Consider the following 15,952-nt stretch of genomic DNA (forward strand, 5'->3'; position numbering starts at 1 on the left):
AAGCAGGGTAAATGCATCTGCAAGATTTACAAAAACAAAATCATAATATTTGGTCACTAAGCCAGACAAAAATTATTGGCAGGATGCAAGATTTTTAAGTTCAGAATCAATTCTTCTACCCGCAATAATAAAGCGTTCACAAATAGGATCTGCAATCAGACCGCCTTTATTTCTAATAAAACAGTTTATACCTACCAAAGTGGGTTCTCTCAAATGTTGCAAATCCGCCACAAATTTAAAGTTCCTCCATATAATACAAAAAAATATGTTGAAAACATTAATCTACTTATATGATCGTGTATATGAATTCTATGCGTTTTTTAGGAGCTTATTGTGCGTTCATCCCGTTCGATCATGGCTCGTCCAGCTAACATCACACGCCCTCTCTTTTTGGGAACAACCTCCATATTCTGCTTATTGGCTGAACCAGTACATGCCCAGAATGAAAGCAGCTCCTTACCTAAACAGCATCAAACCACAGGGAAAAAAGCCCCTTCGACTTCCCGCGCCCGGCAATTAACAGTATCCGATCCGCATCCTGTTGCTGCACAACCCGCAACTGGCGGTACTGAAGCTGTTATTGTGACTGGCACCCGTGAAATTGGCAAAAAAGCACGAGATAGTATTTCGCCTGTAGATATCATTACGGCACGCCAGCTTTCAGAAACAGGCATGCCCTCCCTCCGTGAAGCACTCACCCAACTTGCCCCTTCTTTAACCATGCCAACCAGTGGTTACGATGCAGGAGCCCTTACATCGGCCTTCAGTCTGCGCGGGCTAAGCCCGAATGAAACTCTTGTGCTTGTGGATGGTAAGCGTCGGCACACCACAGCCAATATTTATGCAGACCCCGGCCCTCAACAGGGAAGTACGCCTGTTGATGTAGACATGATTCCACTTGCTGCCATTGATCATGTTGAAATTCTGCGAGATGGCGCATCAGCCCAGTACGGGTCAGATGCTGTGGCTGGTGTGGTGAACATCATTCTTAAAAAGCAGGATCATGGCTTTCATGCCCAATCCCTTACGGGCATCACGGCCTCAAAGGATGGGTTTGAGCAAGGCATTTACATGGATGGTGGCGCAAAGCTGACAGATCGCGGGTATATCCATGTCAGCGGTGATTATGTGCATGAAGATCACACATATCGCAGTGCGCCAGACCTGCGCACGAACACAAAAATCAACAAACTTCTAGGCCAGCCTGAACAAACGCGCGAGACTGTAGCTGTAAAAGCCGGATATCATATACTGGATAATCTGGAAGCTTATGCGGTAGCCACCTATGCGCACCGCCATGCTGAATCCTTCCAGAATTATCGGACAGCCAGCTCTTTGGATAATTACCCGGCTTATGCCGCCATTTATCCAAATGGTTATTCCCCTGTCATGACGATGGATGAAAATGATTGGGAAGTAACGGCAGGCCTACGTGGCGAAATTGATAACTGGCACTGGGATCTGTCATCCGTTTACGGGCGTGATTATGACCGGATCGGAATTGCCAATTCAGCCAATCTTGCCCTTTCAACAGATACAGGCCGCACACCTACAAATTTTAATGCTCAGGGCTACAATAATGAGCAATGGAGCAACACGTTTGATCTCAGCAAAGCCTTCCATATTCCCGGCTGGCCGTATGCTATCAACGTAGCTGGAGGTGCATCCTATCGCTATGAAAGCTACAGTATTGGCACAGGATCTCCAGATTCCACCTATAGTAGCGGGTCTGATGCATTGCAGGGCACAGTAGCTGCCAATGCAGGCAATTATAGCCGCGATGTTATTGGTGGTTATATTGATATTGCCACTCATCTTGCCAAGAACGTGCAACTCGATCTGGCGGGCCGTTACGAACATTATACAGATGTAGGCGATACAGAAACAGGCAAGGCAGCGCTGCGTTATGATCCTCTGCCATGGCTTGGCCTACGTGCGACAATATCAAACGGGTTTCATGCCCCCACATTGGCGCAAGAATATTACAGTGCTGTTGCTGTTTCTCCCACAGCGGCTCGCGGCATTATTGCAGCAAACTCACCTGGTGCGCGTGCAAATGGCGCCAGTGCGCTTAAACCAGAACGCTCCACCAATGTTTCTGGCGGTATTGTGCTTGAACCCGTCAAACGGCTGCATATCACGGCAGATGTTTACCAGATAAACCTACGCGATCAGATTCTGCCGGGCGGTAACGTATATGGTACGGATGCTCTTTCTGCTTTGCAAATGAACGGATTTACACTTCCGGCTGATGCCGCCACGTGGGGCAGTTCTCTTTCCACCCACTGGTTTGCAAACGTGGCCAGCACGCGCACGCAAGGGCTGGATATTACCGCCACGTATCCAACGGAATTAAGCCCTACAATAGGCCGTATTGACTGGGATGTGGGTATCAACCTGAACCGCACGCGCCTGACACACCAAAGCAACGCAGCAGATGGCACGCCCCTGCTTACGGCCCAAAGTATTGCCTACATCACAACAGCTTATCCACGTAGCAAAATGATCTGGGGTGGCCGCTTTACCAGCAGTGATGGCAAATGGACTGTAGGCGTGCATGAAATACGCTGGGGGCAAACCACTTCAGAACTTACTGACTATACAGGGCCAACCAATAGCGCCAGCGTAAGCGCTTATTCCTTTACGCAATTCCATAACACGCCCAAATTTGTAACTAATCTGGACATTACCTACCGGGTTATGCCGCAACTGTCCTTTACGCTTGGGGCAAACAACCTGTTCAATGCCCTTCCCTCACGCGTGCCAGACAGTAACCGCTACCTCGGTGTGCCTCAGTATTACATGAGCACATCACAACTTGGTATTAATGGTGGTTTTTACTACTTAAAAGCGGATGTGAGGTTTTAGAAATATCGCATCCATCCCGCATCTACGGGGCCACTATGATCTGGCCCCGTAGAAAAATAGCTGCAAAACTATGCTGCACGAAAGCTGTAATACCCTCGTGTTAGGCTGCAGCACTGTTCGGCATAGAAGCCATATCTATAACAAAGCGGTATTTTACATCAGAACGCAAAACTCGCCCATAAGCCTCGTTAATCTGATCTGCGCGCACAACTTCGATATCACTTGTAATATTGTGTTTGCCGCAAAAATCCAACATTTCCTGTGTTTCCTGAATGCCACCGATTGCTGAACCCGCAAGGCTTCTCCGCTTAGCCACAAGGCTGAATGCGCCTATAGACATCGGCTTTTCTGGCAGACCAACAAGAACCATGTGTCCGTCCTGCTTGAGCAACGCAAGATAGGCATTAATATCGTGCTCGGCAGAAACAGCATCCAAAATAAAATCAAACTGGTTGGCTTCTGCTGCCATGGCCTCTGCATCCCGCGAAATAACTACGTGATGAGCCCCCAAGCGTTTGCCATCTTCCACCTTATTTGCAGAGGTGGTGAAAAGCGTTACTTCCGCCCCCAGTGCCACAGCAAACTTTACTGCCATATGGCCAAGCCCACCTAACCCAACAATGCCAACCTTATGGCCAACCCCCACTTTCCAATGCGACAGCGGAGACCATGTGGTAATGCCCGCACAAAGCAAAGGCGCTGCGGCAGCCGGATCCAAATTTTCTGGTACGCGCAGCACAAAACGTTCATCCACCACAATTGCGCGTGAATATCCACCAAACGTATAGGCATCCGTTTTGGGAAAATCTGGGTCTGGGCTATTGTAAGTCCACGTTGGTCCGGCATCGCAGTATTGCTCTAACCCGGCTTCACAAGAAGCACATGTCTGGCAGGAATTAACCATACACCCCACACCCACCAACTCACCCAGCTTAAAGCGCGTAACATCCACACCCACGGCAGCAACTCGCCCGATGATTTCATGCCCGGGCACACATGGATAAGACGCAGGGCCCCATTCGCTCCGAACAGTGTGAATATCAGAATGGCAGATACCACAATGGGTGATATCAATCTGCACATCGAGAGGGCCGCAATCACGACGCTGGAAGGTAAAAGGAGCCAGCGGAGTAGTCGCGCTGGAGGCAGCGTAGCCGACGCAAGTAAACATAAAACACCCCTATTAAAACTGAAAACAGGTTTCAGATAACCAGCCAAAACTAACAGAAATTTCCTGCCTGATGTAAGCACATCAACTTGACCTCTGCATTGTCATTTTGGACAGGCATATAACATCGGCGCTTCCTGTGTTGTATGCGCAGCAAAAATTGCTCCCGTAAAATGAAATACATATAAATAATAAATTCTTTTTCAAAACATCCATGTTCAGACTATAATTCTTACTCACTAGATAACCTGTGAATTCAAACACTGTGCTGTAGCAACGTTAAATGCTGCATCAGATCAGGAGTCCACTATGTCACGACCGCCCTTTCCACCTTTTGATATCGAGAGCGCAACACGCAAAGTCCGCCTTGCCGAAGATGCTTGGAACTCCCAAAACCCTGAACAAGTGGCACAGGCCTATACTGTAGATAGTCAATGGCGCAACCGAACGGAATTTATTCATGGCCGTAATGAAATAGTAGATTTTCTAAAGCGCAAATGGAAAACAGAGCATGAGTATCGTCTCATCAAGGAACTCTGGGGTTTTCGCAATAACCGCATGGCTGTTCGCTTTGCGTATGAATGGCATGATGACGCGGGACAGTGGTTTCGATCTTACGGCAATGAGGTATAGGAGTTTAACCCCGATGGCCTGATGCTCCGCCGCTTTGCATCAATTAATGATTTACATATCGAAGCAGAAAACCGCTTGTTTCATTGGCCCCAAGGACGTCGGCCGGACGATCATCCTGAGCTTTCCGATCTTGGACTTTAGCAGCATAAAAAGAGAACATTTTCCAAACTGCTATTTAATAAAGTCGAGTTTCTTCATAAAATTAGCTACTACCCCACAGGATACTTCTGTTTATGGTTCTGAATTACAGGGTTTTTCATACCCATGGCCTGTTTGGGAATTTTCGTTTCAGTCCCAGCAACAAACATTACACATGGCTTACATGAATATCTAACCGGGGCATCCTAAGGAACAGGTGGTTGTGCTTCTGCATGGTAAAAACTTCTGTACAGCAACATGGGAAAACACAATTCATGTTCTTACTAATCGAGGATATCGGGTTATTGCTCCAAACCAGATTGGGTTTTGAAAGTCCAGTAAGCCACGAGCCTATCAGTTCAGTTTCGGGCAGCTTGCCTGCATGTACCGGAGGCCTGATGCCGATATTGTCGCATGGAATTCTGCTTTGCTGTACGACATGACCGCAACACAGCCGGTTATCTATGAGCTGCCACGCCTCAAATCCCCTACAACCTTGATGATCGGGGACAAGGATGTGACCGCAATAGGGAGTGATAGCGCGCCTTCTAACGTAAGTGCAAAGTTGAGGCATTACCCTGAACTTGGCGGGGCAGCGGCATCCGCCATTCCTAATGCAAAACTGGTTGAATTTCCCAATGAAGAGCATACACCCCAGCTACAGTATCCAGAGGTCTTTCATAAGGCGTTTCTAGGCACTCATCTAAATGCTCACAGTCTTCAATAACCGATCCTCACGGACAAAGCGTGGTTTATTATCTGGCTTTCACAACCTCTTCTGTTTTTTGGTGCTATTGCTTATCCCGGATAACACGGCGAGAAACACTGAGAAGAGCACCGGTAAGGGCAAATCCTGTTGCCAGTTCCAGGCAATGAACAGCCCCAGAACTTCCTTCTGATAAACCAAAAACCAGTGCCACCAAAGCTGAGCCCAGCGCCCAGCCCATCGTACGCGCAACAGCTAACATGCCACTGGCCGCGCCACTGCGCGTTGTCGGGCCAGAAGTCATGACTGTAAGATTATTGGGTGTTTGATAAAAACCAAACCCAATGCCGCACAACCCCATCCGCCAAGCGACATCCCAAAATGGTGGGTGAGCAGGCATAATGCTCAACATGGTTAATCCAGCCGCCAGAATAGTCAGCCCAATACTGCTTAAAACAGATGCGGGGTGGCGGGCTGCCAACCGCCCAGCAAAAGGTGCGGCCACGGCAACAAGCAACGGCCAAGGCGTAACAAGCAAGCCAGTTGTAACCGCAGACTGATGCATAACTGTTTGAAACAGAAATGGCAGAGCAACATAGGCTAAAATTTGTGCTGCATAGGCACAAACAGATGTGAGGATTGAGAGCGAAAACAGGGGGATGGCTAGAAGATCAAGGGGGAGCATAGGGGCCTTCTGGCGGCGCTGCTGCATATACAGCATAACGGCGCACAAAAAGCCTGTTCCAATCTCAATACCCGCCCATCTGGGCTCTTTCTGCCCAAGCGCATCAACACCAAGAACACCGAGCCCCAGAGCACCAACATTTAGCAAAGCGCCCAGCCAATCAAATGTAAATGAACGGCGCGGGCTATGTGGTGCTACCCGGAGGAAAAGTGGAACCGCTATAAGACCGATTGGTAGATTGATCAGGAATAACCAAGGCCAGGTGGCAACAGATAAAACCGCAGCAGCCAATGTGGGGCCCGTAGCGGCTGAAATAGCAACTGCAAGTGCAATTGTTGCGAAGGCTTTATGCAAAAATTCTCGCGGGTAAACGCTTCTTACGAGTGCGCCGCTTAATGCTGCCATACAGGCACCACCAACGCCTTGTAAAACGCGTGAACCAACAAGAAGACCAATGGACCCTGAAAGCGCACAAGCCAGAGAAGCCGCAGTAAATAGGGCAAGACCAAAAGCGTATACTCTTTTAAGACCAAGAGATTCAGCCAATGCCGCAGCAGGTAGCAAACTGACCGCAACAGCAAGTTGATATCCGTTAACAATCCAGACAGTCAGCGTTTCGCTACATGAAAGATCTCGTGCAATGGTAGGAAGGGCGATATTGGCAATGGCGCCATCTAGCCCTCCCAACACAATTCCGAGCACAGCGCAAAGCATCACCAAGCGGCGTTGCGTATCGGAAACCGGTTGGTTATTCATGAGATGAAAGCACTATGTTTGTGAGTGTTTGCACGTGATGTGGCTTAAGTATTGAAGGGGCCATGAAAGCTACCGGTTTCCTGATCATGCATATGCTGCTGTGAGCCGTGAAAGAAAATACGAGCATTTTATCATATTCGACAATTCGTATTTACAGACAGCACATGTCACATTGCTTCTGTGGCTCATATTTTTAAAGAAAACAGCCAAAACTTGTATCATCTACGATACTGCGCAGCAGGCACGATTTTCCTTTGTGTGTCCCCAAAAATAAATTCATAATGCTACTGTCTTATTCCGCTACTGGAGCTAAAATTCGCAGTGGAAAAACTATGGTTCAGCACAATACCATTGTTGAATACGATAGTAAGTGTTTTGCTTTTGTTGTTTGTTCTTGCTCCAAGCATACCCAGACCAACAACATCCTGAGCTATTGAGAGACCATCTTCTCTCCCGACCGTAAAACTATAAACCCAGAACTCATAGCCGTTTTCGTAACCTTTCTGCCCCGGTTCACCATAAATTTGATGTACTTGGAATGAAGTTGTCACGCCATCATGAATATTCTGGTTAACTTCCGTAAGTGTTGTATGTTTTATGGAAGCATCACCTGTAGATGTGCAGGCACCCGTAATGGCAATAATAACCATGGCCACGGCGGTTCTGATGATCTTCATTCTGTAATCGGTCCTTTTAGATGTGTATTTTCTGTATACTCTATTGTGTTATATCAATACAGATGGTCTATCTGGATGTTACCATTGGCTTGCTAAATGTGATTTTCTCACCAACTCATTCCCCCAGTTCCTTCGCCATGCAGAGTGAGATGACTTCGGTTGTGCCTTTCATGGCCGAGTAGAGGCCATGATCCGGTAGGTAGAAACGTGTGGCGGCTGGGGTGATGTTGAGAATACGGCCCCTTGAAATGAATATTGCACTGATTGTCGCGCTGCTCCTGAACTAGAAATGTTACAAAAATTGTGTGGTCTGAAATATCCAGTTACAGCATGTACAGTTTTGCTGTGTCAGTGCCTATCTGCTCGGTATCTGGCAGACAGAGTGACCCACATTTTTCAGATTGGGCAAAAAGTAGGAAGATAACCCTGCTCTCTCCAATTCTAGAACTTCCTGCTGGCAGTAGTTAACGTTGATAATTATAACAATAACAAAATTTTATTATTTATTTTTCATGTAAAAACGCTGTTATGAAGCAAGCGTTTCTCTCCAACTTCGGAAATATGAAAAAATTTAATACTTTAGAATTGTATTAAAATGGAACGAGCATCCATCTACAAGTTCAGACAGCATCGCTTCGAGACTAGCGCCATGTTGTAATCAACGAGAGATTTCCCCAACTCATAAGAACTGCGCTTTTTAGGAAGGATAATGTCATGCCCAGCCTGTTTGAACCGATTAAATTGGGAAGCATTTACGCTAAAAACAGAATTCTCATGGCACCGCTAACGCGCGGTAGAAGCACCCGCCAGCATGTTCCAACCCCCATTATGGCCGAGTATTATGCGCAACGTGCCACCGCTGGTCTGATCATCTCGGAAGCAACCGGAATCAGCCAAGAAGGTCTTGGATGGCCCTATGCGCCGGGCCTGTGGTCACAAGAGCAAATAGAAGCATGGAAGCCCGTTACTGCGGCAGTGCATGCAAAGGGCGGAAAGATTGTGGCCCAACTCTGGCACATGGGCCGCATGGTGCATTCCAGTGTAACGGGCCAGCAACCTGTATCCTGCTCAGCAACAAAGGCACCTGAGCCACTTCATACATATAACGGCAAGCAGCCTCCCGAAGTTGCCCGCCCCCTTACCAAGGATGACATTGCCCGTATTCTGAATGATTACGAAAAAGCCGCCCGCAATGCACTGGAGGCTGGCTTTGACGGTGTACAAATTCACGCAGCCAACGGTTATCTGATTGATGAATTCCTGCGAGACGGCACCAACCATCGCTCTGACGAATATGGTGGCTCTCCTGAAAACCGTATTCGCTTTCTGCATGAAGTCACGAAACGAGTAATCGCCACGATTGGCGCGGACAGAACATCTGTCAGGCTTTCACCAAATGGCAATACACAAGGCTGCATCGACACCCATCCCGATCAGGTTTTCGTACCCGCCGCAAAGCTTCTGAACGATCTCGATATTGCATTTCTCGAACTGCGCGAGCCCGGCCCTCATGGCACATTTGGCAAGACCGATCAGCCGAAGCTGCATGCTCCGATCCGCAAAGTTTTTACAAAACCATTGGTTCTGAATCAGGATTACACACGGGACGAAGCGATTGAAACGGTCGCAACCGGTATTGCCGATGCCATTGCATTTGGCCGACCTTTTTTAGCTAATCCGGATCTGGTGCACCGTCTGGAAGATAACCTTCCCCTGAATAAGGATGATATCCAAACCTGGTACACACAGGGGGCAGAAGGCTATACCGATTACCCACTTGCTCGGTAACCCCCATGCCTTTTCCACTAGAGTAAGGGTTTCACCAGTTCATCCCCGCGTGTGCGGGGAACACTAGCGAGGTTCCTGCGGTTCCCATGTGGTTCCCGGTTCATCCCCGCGTGTGCGGGGAACACTGTTTCACGCCTTCTCTCCTGCGCGGGTGTTCCGGTTCATCCCCGCGTGTGCGGGGAACACAGCCTCCTCAGCCACCACGCGCTGTCTCACGCCGGTTCATCCCCGCGTGTGCGGGGAACACATCAGGCAGCAGATCTGTCAGGCTGTAGGTATCGGTTCATCCCCGCGTGTGCGGGGAACACTGCCCATCCCCATATTGAGGGCGCCACCAAGGCGGTTCATCCCCGCGTGTGCGGGGAACACTCTTTGTGGAACCAATTGATTTTAAAACATTATTTTACTATCAAAGAATCTACCAGACGAATGACTGTTTTTTACCCTCTTCCACGCCGTCTTGGAAGGGTCATTACAGCAGGGCCTGGTTGCATCGGAAGAGCTGCTTCACGACCAAAAGCAACTAACCGCAAACCATCCAGATCTACCGGCACCCGACGGTTCTCCCCACAAGTATCAAATTCAAAACCGGCGTCATTTGGAGCCGCCCAAGCGATCACAGCATTGCCATCTTCAATATAGGCGCAGACCTGCCCCCATATCATTTCCCGCACACGCCGCCCGTAGCTGCCAATATAAACACCAGCCCGCACTTCCAGAAGCCATACAGCCAGCCGCCCGCGTAAACGCGGGGGCGCATTTTCAACCACGATGACCAGCATCACCCAGCCCTTTCGGATCAGCAAACGCAACGGGCATCGCCTCTTTCTGCACTGGTGGCGGCCCCGCTTCACCGGCAGCCAGCACATCCTCTATTAAAGGAATAAGACGCCCTAAAATATTCGTTTTACGAAACTGATCCCGGCACCGATGCCGCACGCTTGCCACTGGATCTATAACCCGCTGCCCATCCAGAGGTCGATCCCGTTGCACTGCGGCTGCCACGCGAAATGCCTCTGGCACCACAACTTCAAATTTCACAATATCTGCAATATCATACACAAAGCTTTGTGGCTTTCCTGTATGCAAAAAACCTATTGCAGGCGCATAACCTGCGGCCAGAATTGCAGCCTCCGTAATCCCATATAATGCGGCCGTTGCGGCAGACAGGCATCGGTTAACCACATTTGCCGTATCCCACTCATGAGGATCATACCGACGGCCATCCCAATCGGCTCCATGTGAACGAGCCAGCAAGCGATATGTTTCCCGAACCCGCGCTCCCTCAATGCCACGTAACTGATCTACAGACCGCCTCTCTGGCGCATCTTCTCCAAAACGTAGCGCATACATCTTGCGCACTACTTTCAAGCGGGCCGTATCATCAAGCGCCAACCGCGCCTGAAACAACAACCTGTCCGCCCGCGCTCCTCCGGGTTGACCAGAGGCATATAAACGCACTCCAGCTTCTCCTACCCAGATCAGCAAAGTCCCTGCGCGTGCTGCCAATGCCGCCGCCGCATGACTTACCCGCGTGCCGGGTTCCAGCATGAGACAAACCAGCCCGCCTATAGGAATGTGAGTGCGAATGCCATTCTGATCAACAAGAACAAACGCACCATCCAGTACATCAAGCTGCCCCATCGCAACGAACAGGATTGATGAGCGCTCTTTCAAAGGAATGGGCCGGGGCGGCGGTAACCCTGGCATGGGACGAGACACAAGCTTGCCCTCCTTGTTAAAAAGCACGCCGAATAAGCATTAATCCACATCCAAAAGCCCGTGCCCGCCCAAAGCCTTGCAGAAGAGCAGATGTAAAAAGCGCAGGATCTGTAACACGCAGCACACCCGTTACATCAACTACACCAAGTGTTGCTTTCCCCTGCCCTTGCGCACGCGGAATACGCAAAACGTCGCAACTCTCAATACCCAGCGCTTCTGCTGCCAGATCAAAACCGGTTCGTGCACCTTGTCGTGTTAGCCATGCCGCCATAACCGCAGGCACTACACTTTCACGCGCAACAGCACGCTCTTTAGATGGAAGTTTATGCAAGGCATCCATCACAATATCATGGCGCTGACTACGCGTGCGCCCCGGCACCTTACGATCAACAGTCGCATTAGCTCGCAAAAGAAAACGTAAAGAACTTTCCTTTTTCAACCGAGGAGCAAATTCACGGCTTTCAATATCAAATAGTCCATGCTGATCTACTGGCTCCCTGATCGACAGCACCATAAAATGGCCAGGTTCCGTCTGCCGCCACAGAAAATCACGTGTGCGATCAGCGCTATCCCCAAACAACGTCCACAGCAAATGATGTGCAGCACCATGCTGCTGCCCTTCACCCTGCGGTACCAAAAGCCGAGCAATAGCTTGAACAGAGGCATCGCGCCGCAATGCAACGCGGGAAAGAAAACCCGCACTCATACGCCTGCCTCCTTTGCACACAAAATCAACGCTTCTTCCCTCAGCCCAAATTGCCAACGTGTGCGTGAAAGAGGATGATCACGGCGTATCTCTCGCCGAATGATAGTATGCCCTGCTCCGTGTTCAACCACGTCTGCGGCATCCAGCACAACAAGCGTCTCCGTACGTGAATTGCGGCCTGCAAGCTGATCCCTGAATAAGCCAAAGCGGTTACGCATACTACTTTCTGGCCCACTGTCTTGGCGCTCCAGAAGAACCGCTGTGGCACTCTCCCCCTCCACAAGTTCTGGGGCTAGAGGCAAGCCTGGAGGGCAGGATTTACGACCCAATGAAGGAGTAAATACCGGCTCCTGCAAGGCATCCTGTATCTCTGCCAGTGACCAGCGAGGGTTATCCCCCCGCACCCAGAGAGCACCCAGATGCCAACTTCCCATCCGGTAATCTCGGCGTGAAAGGATAGTTGCCACTTCCCCCGGTGCCTCGGCTAATTCCTGCGCACGCGTTGCAGGACGCCAGTTCCGGCGAGACGGTGCGGTCTGGGCTGTATGATAATCCGTCAGAAGCCGACCTGAAGCATGGCAAAGCACTGCAAGGCCATACCCTTGAGCCAGAGCATTTTGTCCGGCCTCGTCCTCACGCGTGAGTCCTAAACAGGCTCCCAGCAATCCCAGCACAGCAGATCGAGCAGGCCGATCCCCTCCGTCCCGCCTCTCACCCACAGCAAGCGTACCGAACGATGCCATAGGGGCCACCATGGCAAATGTCAGAAAGTGCCCCATATCGCTCAGGTCCGGCAAAACGCGACAATATCAGCCAGCGTCGCGCTTTTCTTATCTCCTAAAGCCAGTTCACATGTTTCATCCGCACTGGCGCCATAAACCCGAACCAGTTCTGCCCGGAACTCTTTCAGCGCTTTAATGGACTGTTCCATCAAATCTGCACCGCCAACAGGCCGAGCAAAAGCCCCAGCCAGTGTACGGGGTTGAGCATTCCCTTTTTCAGCCAGCACATAACCTGCGCGGGCAAGAGCAGCGAAACTATTCTGCTTCCCAGATGGTGAGACTGTCATAGCCGCTTCTACCAATGAGCCGAGAGCGGCTTCCGCTACACCTGTTTCACTCTCGTCACCAAGATTTTTCTTTAGCAGGTCACGATTGATGCAAAGATATAGATAAAATACCCCTGACCCAAAACCAGCCTCCCCCAGAAATCCTGCTCCTGCGTCCTCTTCATCCTTCAGATCGTCAACGGCTGTATAATAATCATCCTCAACCGTGACACGATGCGTTGTGATAGCATGAGCTACCTGTACGGCGGCTTCACGGTTAAAGGCAGGAGCGCTCGCCAACATCCGACCAAACAGAGCAATATCCGCCGCTGAATCTGTTCTATGCAGGAGCGTATCCTGCTCTTTTTTTAGATCAACTTTTTCCCCAGATGCCAGACGATCCGCCACCGCAAAAGCAGCCTCACGCTCGGAAGGAGAAATGAACACAAGCTGCTCGGTGCGCGTAGGATTAACGTCCTTTTCTCCCTTCACCTTGCCATAGACGCCAGCAATCTCGCGTGCAATGGCAACAGCTTTTTTCTCTTCCACACCACCTTCACGCAAATGCGCCAGAACTTCTTCCCCCAAACGCTGGGTTCGCTGGCCCATGTGCCCCGTTAGCGCGGTTTCAAAAACGCCTGATGTACGCCATGCACGCTTGAGAGCCTGTGAGGAAATACGCAGGCGTGTCACACCACCCACTGTAGCGGTTTTGGGATTACCCGTATCATCACGGTTGACATTAGAAGGAGGGTAAAATGTTAGAAGATGAAGCTGAAGAAAACGATGCATTCCAATATTCCTTTTCAAATCAATTCTTTTTATCGAACGCAGAGTCTGGATGACCTGCGTTCCAGTAATCATAGACCCACTGCCGCCGCACCTGATCACCTACGAGATCATCCGGCATATCTTCACGCGGCCACATCATGACAGAACGAGCCAGATCGGCGACATTCAACGCGCCGCCCGCCAAAACAACGAGCCGACGAAAAACCCGCAGACAGTCATCATAAGTTTCTGCGTCCAGCACCTTTCGAAACCGAACGGGTTTACACAGCGCAGTTGCATCATCGTTTGTATCAACAGGACCAATCTGCCGGGCTATGCTGACATCAGCCTTGTTTGACCGCACATGCGCTAGAACAGATGCTGCCAATGCCAATCGAGACAGTTCAGAACCCCGCTTGGCGCCGCATTTACGTACAAGCGCCTGAGTTTCTGGCTCGAACAAGGCTTCCGTAATAGTTGCACATCGTCGCAAACGCGCCAGCGCTGCACGATCACCCTGCTGTTTTTTCTCCGGGTTGGGTTGCAATCCGTACCACCAGCTTACAACCTGCTGAACGGTTTCCTTATCACCGACGAACATCAGGACACCTTCTCTGTTGCCTTTTGTTTCTTTTTGACAGGAGCAGGAATACCCAGATTATCTCGGATCTTTTCTCCCTCCTTCCCCCGTCCCGATACTGCTGCTCCTAGACGCCTGCGTGCTAGTGCAGAGCGCTGAGCCTCAGTGATACCCATGTCAGGTTCAAGGATGACCGTGGCATCAAATTCCTGGAGAGCCACACGGGCAAGCGTCTGAAGCCAGGATTTCCTCAGGGCTATGTCTTCACTATCTACACCCGCAGCATCCTGCAAAAGAGCAAAGAAAGAGACTTCTGTTTCTGCCCAAAACCGCTCCCGCACATTGGAAAGTAACGTGACATCAACAGAAACCGTGCCTTTTCCAAAGAGGGCCTCCCGCACACTTCCGCGTAAAATATCAGCGATCTGCGTGGCGGCGCCCACACACTGAAGAGCCAGACTATCAATATTCTTCTGCTGATCTGGATTCTGTGAACCAGGTAGTGGCATCTCACTTTCTACAAAGCTACGCGCCTTCATATTATCCATATCAAATCCGGCAGCCAGCAAACGTGCATTTGGCAAAAGCCCTACCTCATCTGCGCGCTCATTCCGCCAGTTTGCCACGCAACTTGCAGGAAGTCTGTTTTGATCAGCACTTTCAACCACCACCCCAGCCCAATGCCGATAACCAATACCTCCTGGCTGTGGGTGTACGGCCAGCCATTCAGTTCCCTTTTTTTGGCGATACCGCGGCGTTAGAGGATGAATTGCGCATCCTGCGCCATATGGCATTCCGATCCAGCCAGCATATTTTGGGCCATATGGCCTTTGCCGCCAGCCTGACACCAGAATATCATCAGACATCCCTGTAAGATTACAGACCTTGCCATTACTTTTTCCAAAATCAAGCCGTATCCGTCTTGGCATTCCCCACCAGCATTGGAGCGGATGTACGTTTTCTTTCGCGCGCACATCCATGCCAGCTTTTCCTGAAATCACCGTTGGTGCCATCCATGGAAAAACCTTTTCCATATCCTCAACTGTTACAGGTTTTCCGGCAGGAACATTTGCCCATATAATTTCCCACAAGCTTGCATCTTCTGATGGCAAAACCAAAGTTGTTAACGGCCCACCACCGCGCAGACCTGTCATATTGCCGGCTCCACCGCTTGGCGCCCATGACTGCAAGGTGAATAATGCCATAGCTGCTGCTGCGCGGCCCAAATATTCAATCTGCCCTCGATGCACAAAGAGATCTGCATTCCGCTTTACGGTGCTTTCCCCCGGCGCATCGATTAACAGCCTTTCGACAGGTTCCTGCCCGCTCTGGATATCTTCGTAATCCTGAAGAAAGCGCGGCCCCGGGCCATCAAGCCAGAATGCATCTGCAACACGCGCAAATGCTTCATCTAGCTTTTCGACAGATGGAGGAACGCGCCAGCCTTTCGGCCACACTCTATAATCAGCAGGTGGACACGCCGTGGCCACAAGCCCGATCAAAAACTCAAAGGACGCAATACGAAAATCAGCCCTTGGCCAAGCAAATCCAACAATCGGATCATCCTTAAGCCCTTCTACTATCTGGGCTGGTCGAATAATGCTGCACGCCCCGGACTTATGGCACACAGGTAGCCATGATTCTGAAATAAGATTTAAAGGCACTGATACCATCTATTCTTTCCAATCAATTAACCTAAAAATTAA

The 15,952-nt window shown here is 50.1% G+C and carries 14 protein-coding genes, 2 pseudogenes and 1 CRISPR repeat array; of the genes and pseudogenes, 4 read left to right on the forward strand and 12 right to left on the reverse strand.

Translation table 11 applies throughout. From position 1 onward, the window contains the following. Window positions 1-72: 72 nt before the first annotated feature. A complete protein-coding gene (locus FKW19_RS10530; protein WP_238331205.1) occupies window positions 73-231 on the reverse strand; it encodes a hypothetical protein in 159 nt (52 codons plus the stop codon). Between the two features lie 123 nt (window positions 232-354). Here FKW19_RS10530 and FKW19_RS10535 point away from each other — a divergent pair, with 123 nt between their 5' ends. Further along, the gene (locus FKW19_RS10535) at window positions 355-2,868 is read left to right on the forward strand and encodes a TonB-dependent siderophore receptor (RefSeq protein ID WP_089179167.1); all 2,514 of its coding nucleotides are present in this window, start codon (window positions 355-357) and stop codon (window positions 2,866-2,868) included. Window positions 2,869-2,968: 100 nt separating this feature from the next. On the opposite strand, the gene FKW19_RS10540 is transcribed toward FKW19_RS10535, so the two are convergent. Beyond that, on the reverse strand, window positions 2,969-4,039 hold the full coding sequence (locus FKW19_RS10540) for an NAD(P)-dependent alcohol dehydrogenase (protein WP_089179168.1): 1,071 nt from the start codon (window positions 4,037-4,039) through the stop codon (window positions 2,969-2,971). A 306-nt stretch (window positions 4,040-4,345) separates the two neighbouring features. On the opposite strand from FKW19_RS10540, the pseudogene FKW19_RS10545 reads away from it, so the two are divergent. After that, a pseudogene (locus FKW19_RS10545) lies at window positions 4,346-4,810 on the forward strand (DUF1348 family protein). Window positions 4,811-5,189: 379 nt separating this feature from the next. Beyond that, window positions 5,190-5,534 carry an alpha/beta fold hydrolase gene (locus FKW19_RS15730; RefSeq protein WP_238331206.1) on the forward strand — a complete coding sequence of 115 codons (345 nt, stop codon included), beginning with the start codon at window positions 5,190-5,192 and terminating at the stop codon, window positions 5,532-5,534. Between the two features lie 64 nt (window positions 5,535-5,598). On the opposite strand, the gene FKW19_RS10555 is transcribed toward FKW19_RS15730, so the two are convergent. The 3 genes and pseudogenes from FKW19_RS10555 to FKW19_RS16025 form a co-directional block, all read right to left on the reverse strand. Continuing rightward, entirely contained in the window at window positions 5,599-6,954 is a 1,356-nt protein-coding gene (locus FKW19_RS10555; RefSeq protein WP_089179169.1) for an MFS transporter, read from the reverse strand. Between the two features lie 284 nt (window positions 6,955-7,238). Continuing rightward, window positions 7,239-7,631 carry a hypothetical protein gene (locus tag FKW19_RS10560; RefSeq protein ID WP_089179170.1) on the reverse strand — a complete coding sequence of 131 codons (393 nt, stop codon included), beginning with the start codon at window positions 7,629-7,631 and terminating at the stop codon, window positions 7,239-7,241. Between the two features lie 121 nt (window positions 7,632-7,752). Next, window positions 7,753-7,909 (reverse strand): annotated as a pseudogene (locus FKW19_RS16025) (3-oxoacyl-ACP reductase); the annotation flags it as partial. A 436-nt stretch (window positions 7,910-8,345) separates the two neighbouring features. On the opposite strand from FKW19_RS16025, the gene FKW19_RS10570 reads away from it, so the two are divergent. Further along, window positions 8,346-9,419, forward strand: coding sequence for an alkene reductase (locus tag FKW19_RS10570; protein WP_089179171.1), 1,074 nt, complete (start codon window positions 8,346-8,348; stop codon window positions 9,417-9,419). Between the two features lie 35 nt (window positions 9,420-9,454). Further along, a CRISPR array of direct repeats spans window positions 9,455-9,788; the repeat unit is 29 nt; unit sequence CGGTTCATCCCCGCGTGTGCGGGGAACAC. Window positions 9,789-9,859: 71 nt separating this feature from the next. On the opposite strand, the gene cas2e is transcribed toward FKW19_RS10570, so the two are convergent. Genes cas2e through casA form a run of 7 tightly spaced genes read right to left on the reverse strand, consistent with a single transcriptional unit; the run spans window position 9,860 to window position 15,919 of the window. Continuing rightward, window positions 9,860-10,201: a type I-E CRISPR-associated endoribonuclease Cas2e gene (cas2e, locus tag FKW19_RS10575; RefSeq protein WP_089179172.1), complete on the reverse strand. Its 342-nt coding sequence runs from the start codon at window positions 10,199-10,201 to the stop codon at window positions 9,860-9,862. Further along, on the reverse strand, window positions 10,182-11,141 hold the full coding sequence (gene cas1e / locus FKW19_RS10580) for a type I-E CRISPR-associated endonuclease Cas1e (protein WP_089179934.1): 960 nt from the start codon (window positions 11,139-11,141) through the stop codon (window positions 10,182-10,184). The genes cas2e and cas1e overlap by 20 nt, the downstream gene beginning before the upstream one ends. A gap of 16 nt (window positions 11,142-11,157) precedes the next feature. Then, a complete protein-coding gene (gene cas6e / locus FKW19_RS10585; RefSeq protein ID WP_089179173.1) occupies window positions 11,158-11,847 on the reverse strand; it encodes a type I-E CRISPR-associated protein Cas6/Cse3/CasE in 690 nt (229 codons plus the stop codon). Further along, the gene (gene cas5e, locus FKW19_RS10590) at window positions 11,844-12,626 is read right to left on the reverse strand and encodes a type I-E CRISPR-associated protein Cas5/CasD (protein ID WP_089179174.1); all 783 of its coding nucleotides are present in this window, start codon (window positions 12,624-12,626) and stop codon (window positions 11,844-11,846) included. The genes cas6e and cas5e overlap by 4 nt, the downstream gene beginning before the upstream one ends. A gap of 5 nt (window positions 12,627-12,631) precedes the next feature. Next, the gene (gene cas7e, locus FKW19_RS10595; RefSeq protein WP_089179175.1) at window positions 12,632-13,687 is read right to left on the reverse strand and encodes a type I-E CRISPR-associated protein Cas7/Cse4/CasC; all 1,056 of its coding nucleotides are present in this window, start codon (window positions 13,685-13,687) and stop codon (window positions 12,632-12,634) included. Window positions 13,688-13,706: 19 nt separating this feature from the next. Continuing rightward, complete coding sequence (casB, locus tag FKW19_RS10600) at window positions 13,707-14,267, reverse strand: type I-E CRISPR-associated protein Cse2/CasB (RefSeq protein ID WP_089179176.1); 561 nt, start codon at window positions 14,265-14,267, stop codon at window positions 13,707-13,709. Then, entirely contained in the window at window positions 14,267-15,919 is a 1,653-nt protein-coding gene (gene casA, locus FKW19_RS10605; RefSeq protein ID WP_089179177.1) for a type I-E CRISPR-associated protein Cse1/CasA, read from the reverse strand. Before casA ends, casB begins: the two co-directional genes overlap by 1 nt. Window positions 15,920-15,952: the final 33 nt, after the last annotated feature.

The organism is Acetobacter sp. DmW_125128, from assembly GCF_008704325.1.
Classification (GTDB): Bacteria; Pseudomonadota; Alphaproteobacteria; order Acetobacterales; family Acetobacteraceae; genus Acetobacter; species Acetobacter oryzifermentans.

Excerpts from the sequence above, each read along its gene's own strand:
- casA (WP_089179177.1), bottom strand. The coding sequence starts at position 15,919 with ATGGTATCAGTGCCTTTAAATCTTATTTCAGAATCATGGCTACCTGTG.
- casB (WP_089179176.1), bottom strand. The coding sequence starts at position 14,267 with ATGTTCGTCGGTGATAAGGAAACCGTTCAGCAGGTTGTAAGCTGGTGG.
- FKW19_RS10560 (WP_089179170.1), bottom strand. The coding sequence starts at position 7,631 with ATGAAGATCATCAGAACCGCCGTGGCCATGGTTATTATTGCCATTACG.
- FKW19_RS10555 (WP_089179169.1), bottom strand. The coding sequence starts at position 6,954 with ATGAATAACCAACCGGTTTCCGATACGCAACGCCGCTTGGTGATGCTT.
- FKW19_RS15730 (WP_238331206.1), top strand. The coding sequence starts at position 5,190 with ATGTACCGGAGGCCTGATGCCGATATTGTCGCATGGAATTCTGCTTTG.
- cas7e (WP_089179175.1), bottom strand. The coding sequence starts at position 13,687 with ATGCATCGTTTTCTTCAGCTTCATCTTCTAACATTTTACCCTCCTTCT.
- FKW19_RS10540 (WP_089179168.1), bottom strand. The coding sequence starts at position 4,039 with ATGTTTACTTGCGTCGGCTACGCTGCCTCCAGCGCGACTACTCCGCTG.
- cas2e (WP_089179172.1), bottom strand. The coding sequence starts at position 10,201 with ATGCTGGTCATCGTGGTTGAAAATGCGCCCCCGCGTTTACGCGGGCGG.
- FKW19_RS10570 (WP_089179171.1), top strand. The coding sequence starts at position 8,346 with ATGCCCAGCCTGTTTGAACCGATTAAATTGGGAAGCATTTACGCTAAA.
- cas6e (WP_089179173.1), bottom strand. The coding sequence starts at position 11,847 with ATGAGTGCGGGTTTTCTTTCCCGCGTTGCATTGCGGCGCGATGCCTCT.
- FKW19_RS10535 (WP_089179167.1), top strand. The coding sequence starts at position 355 with ATGGCTCGTCCAGCTAACATCACACGCCCTCTCTTTTTGGGAACAACC.
- cas5e (WP_089179174.1), bottom strand. The coding sequence starts at position 12,626 with ATGGGGCACTTTCTGACATTTGCCATGGTGGCCCCTATGGCATCGTTC.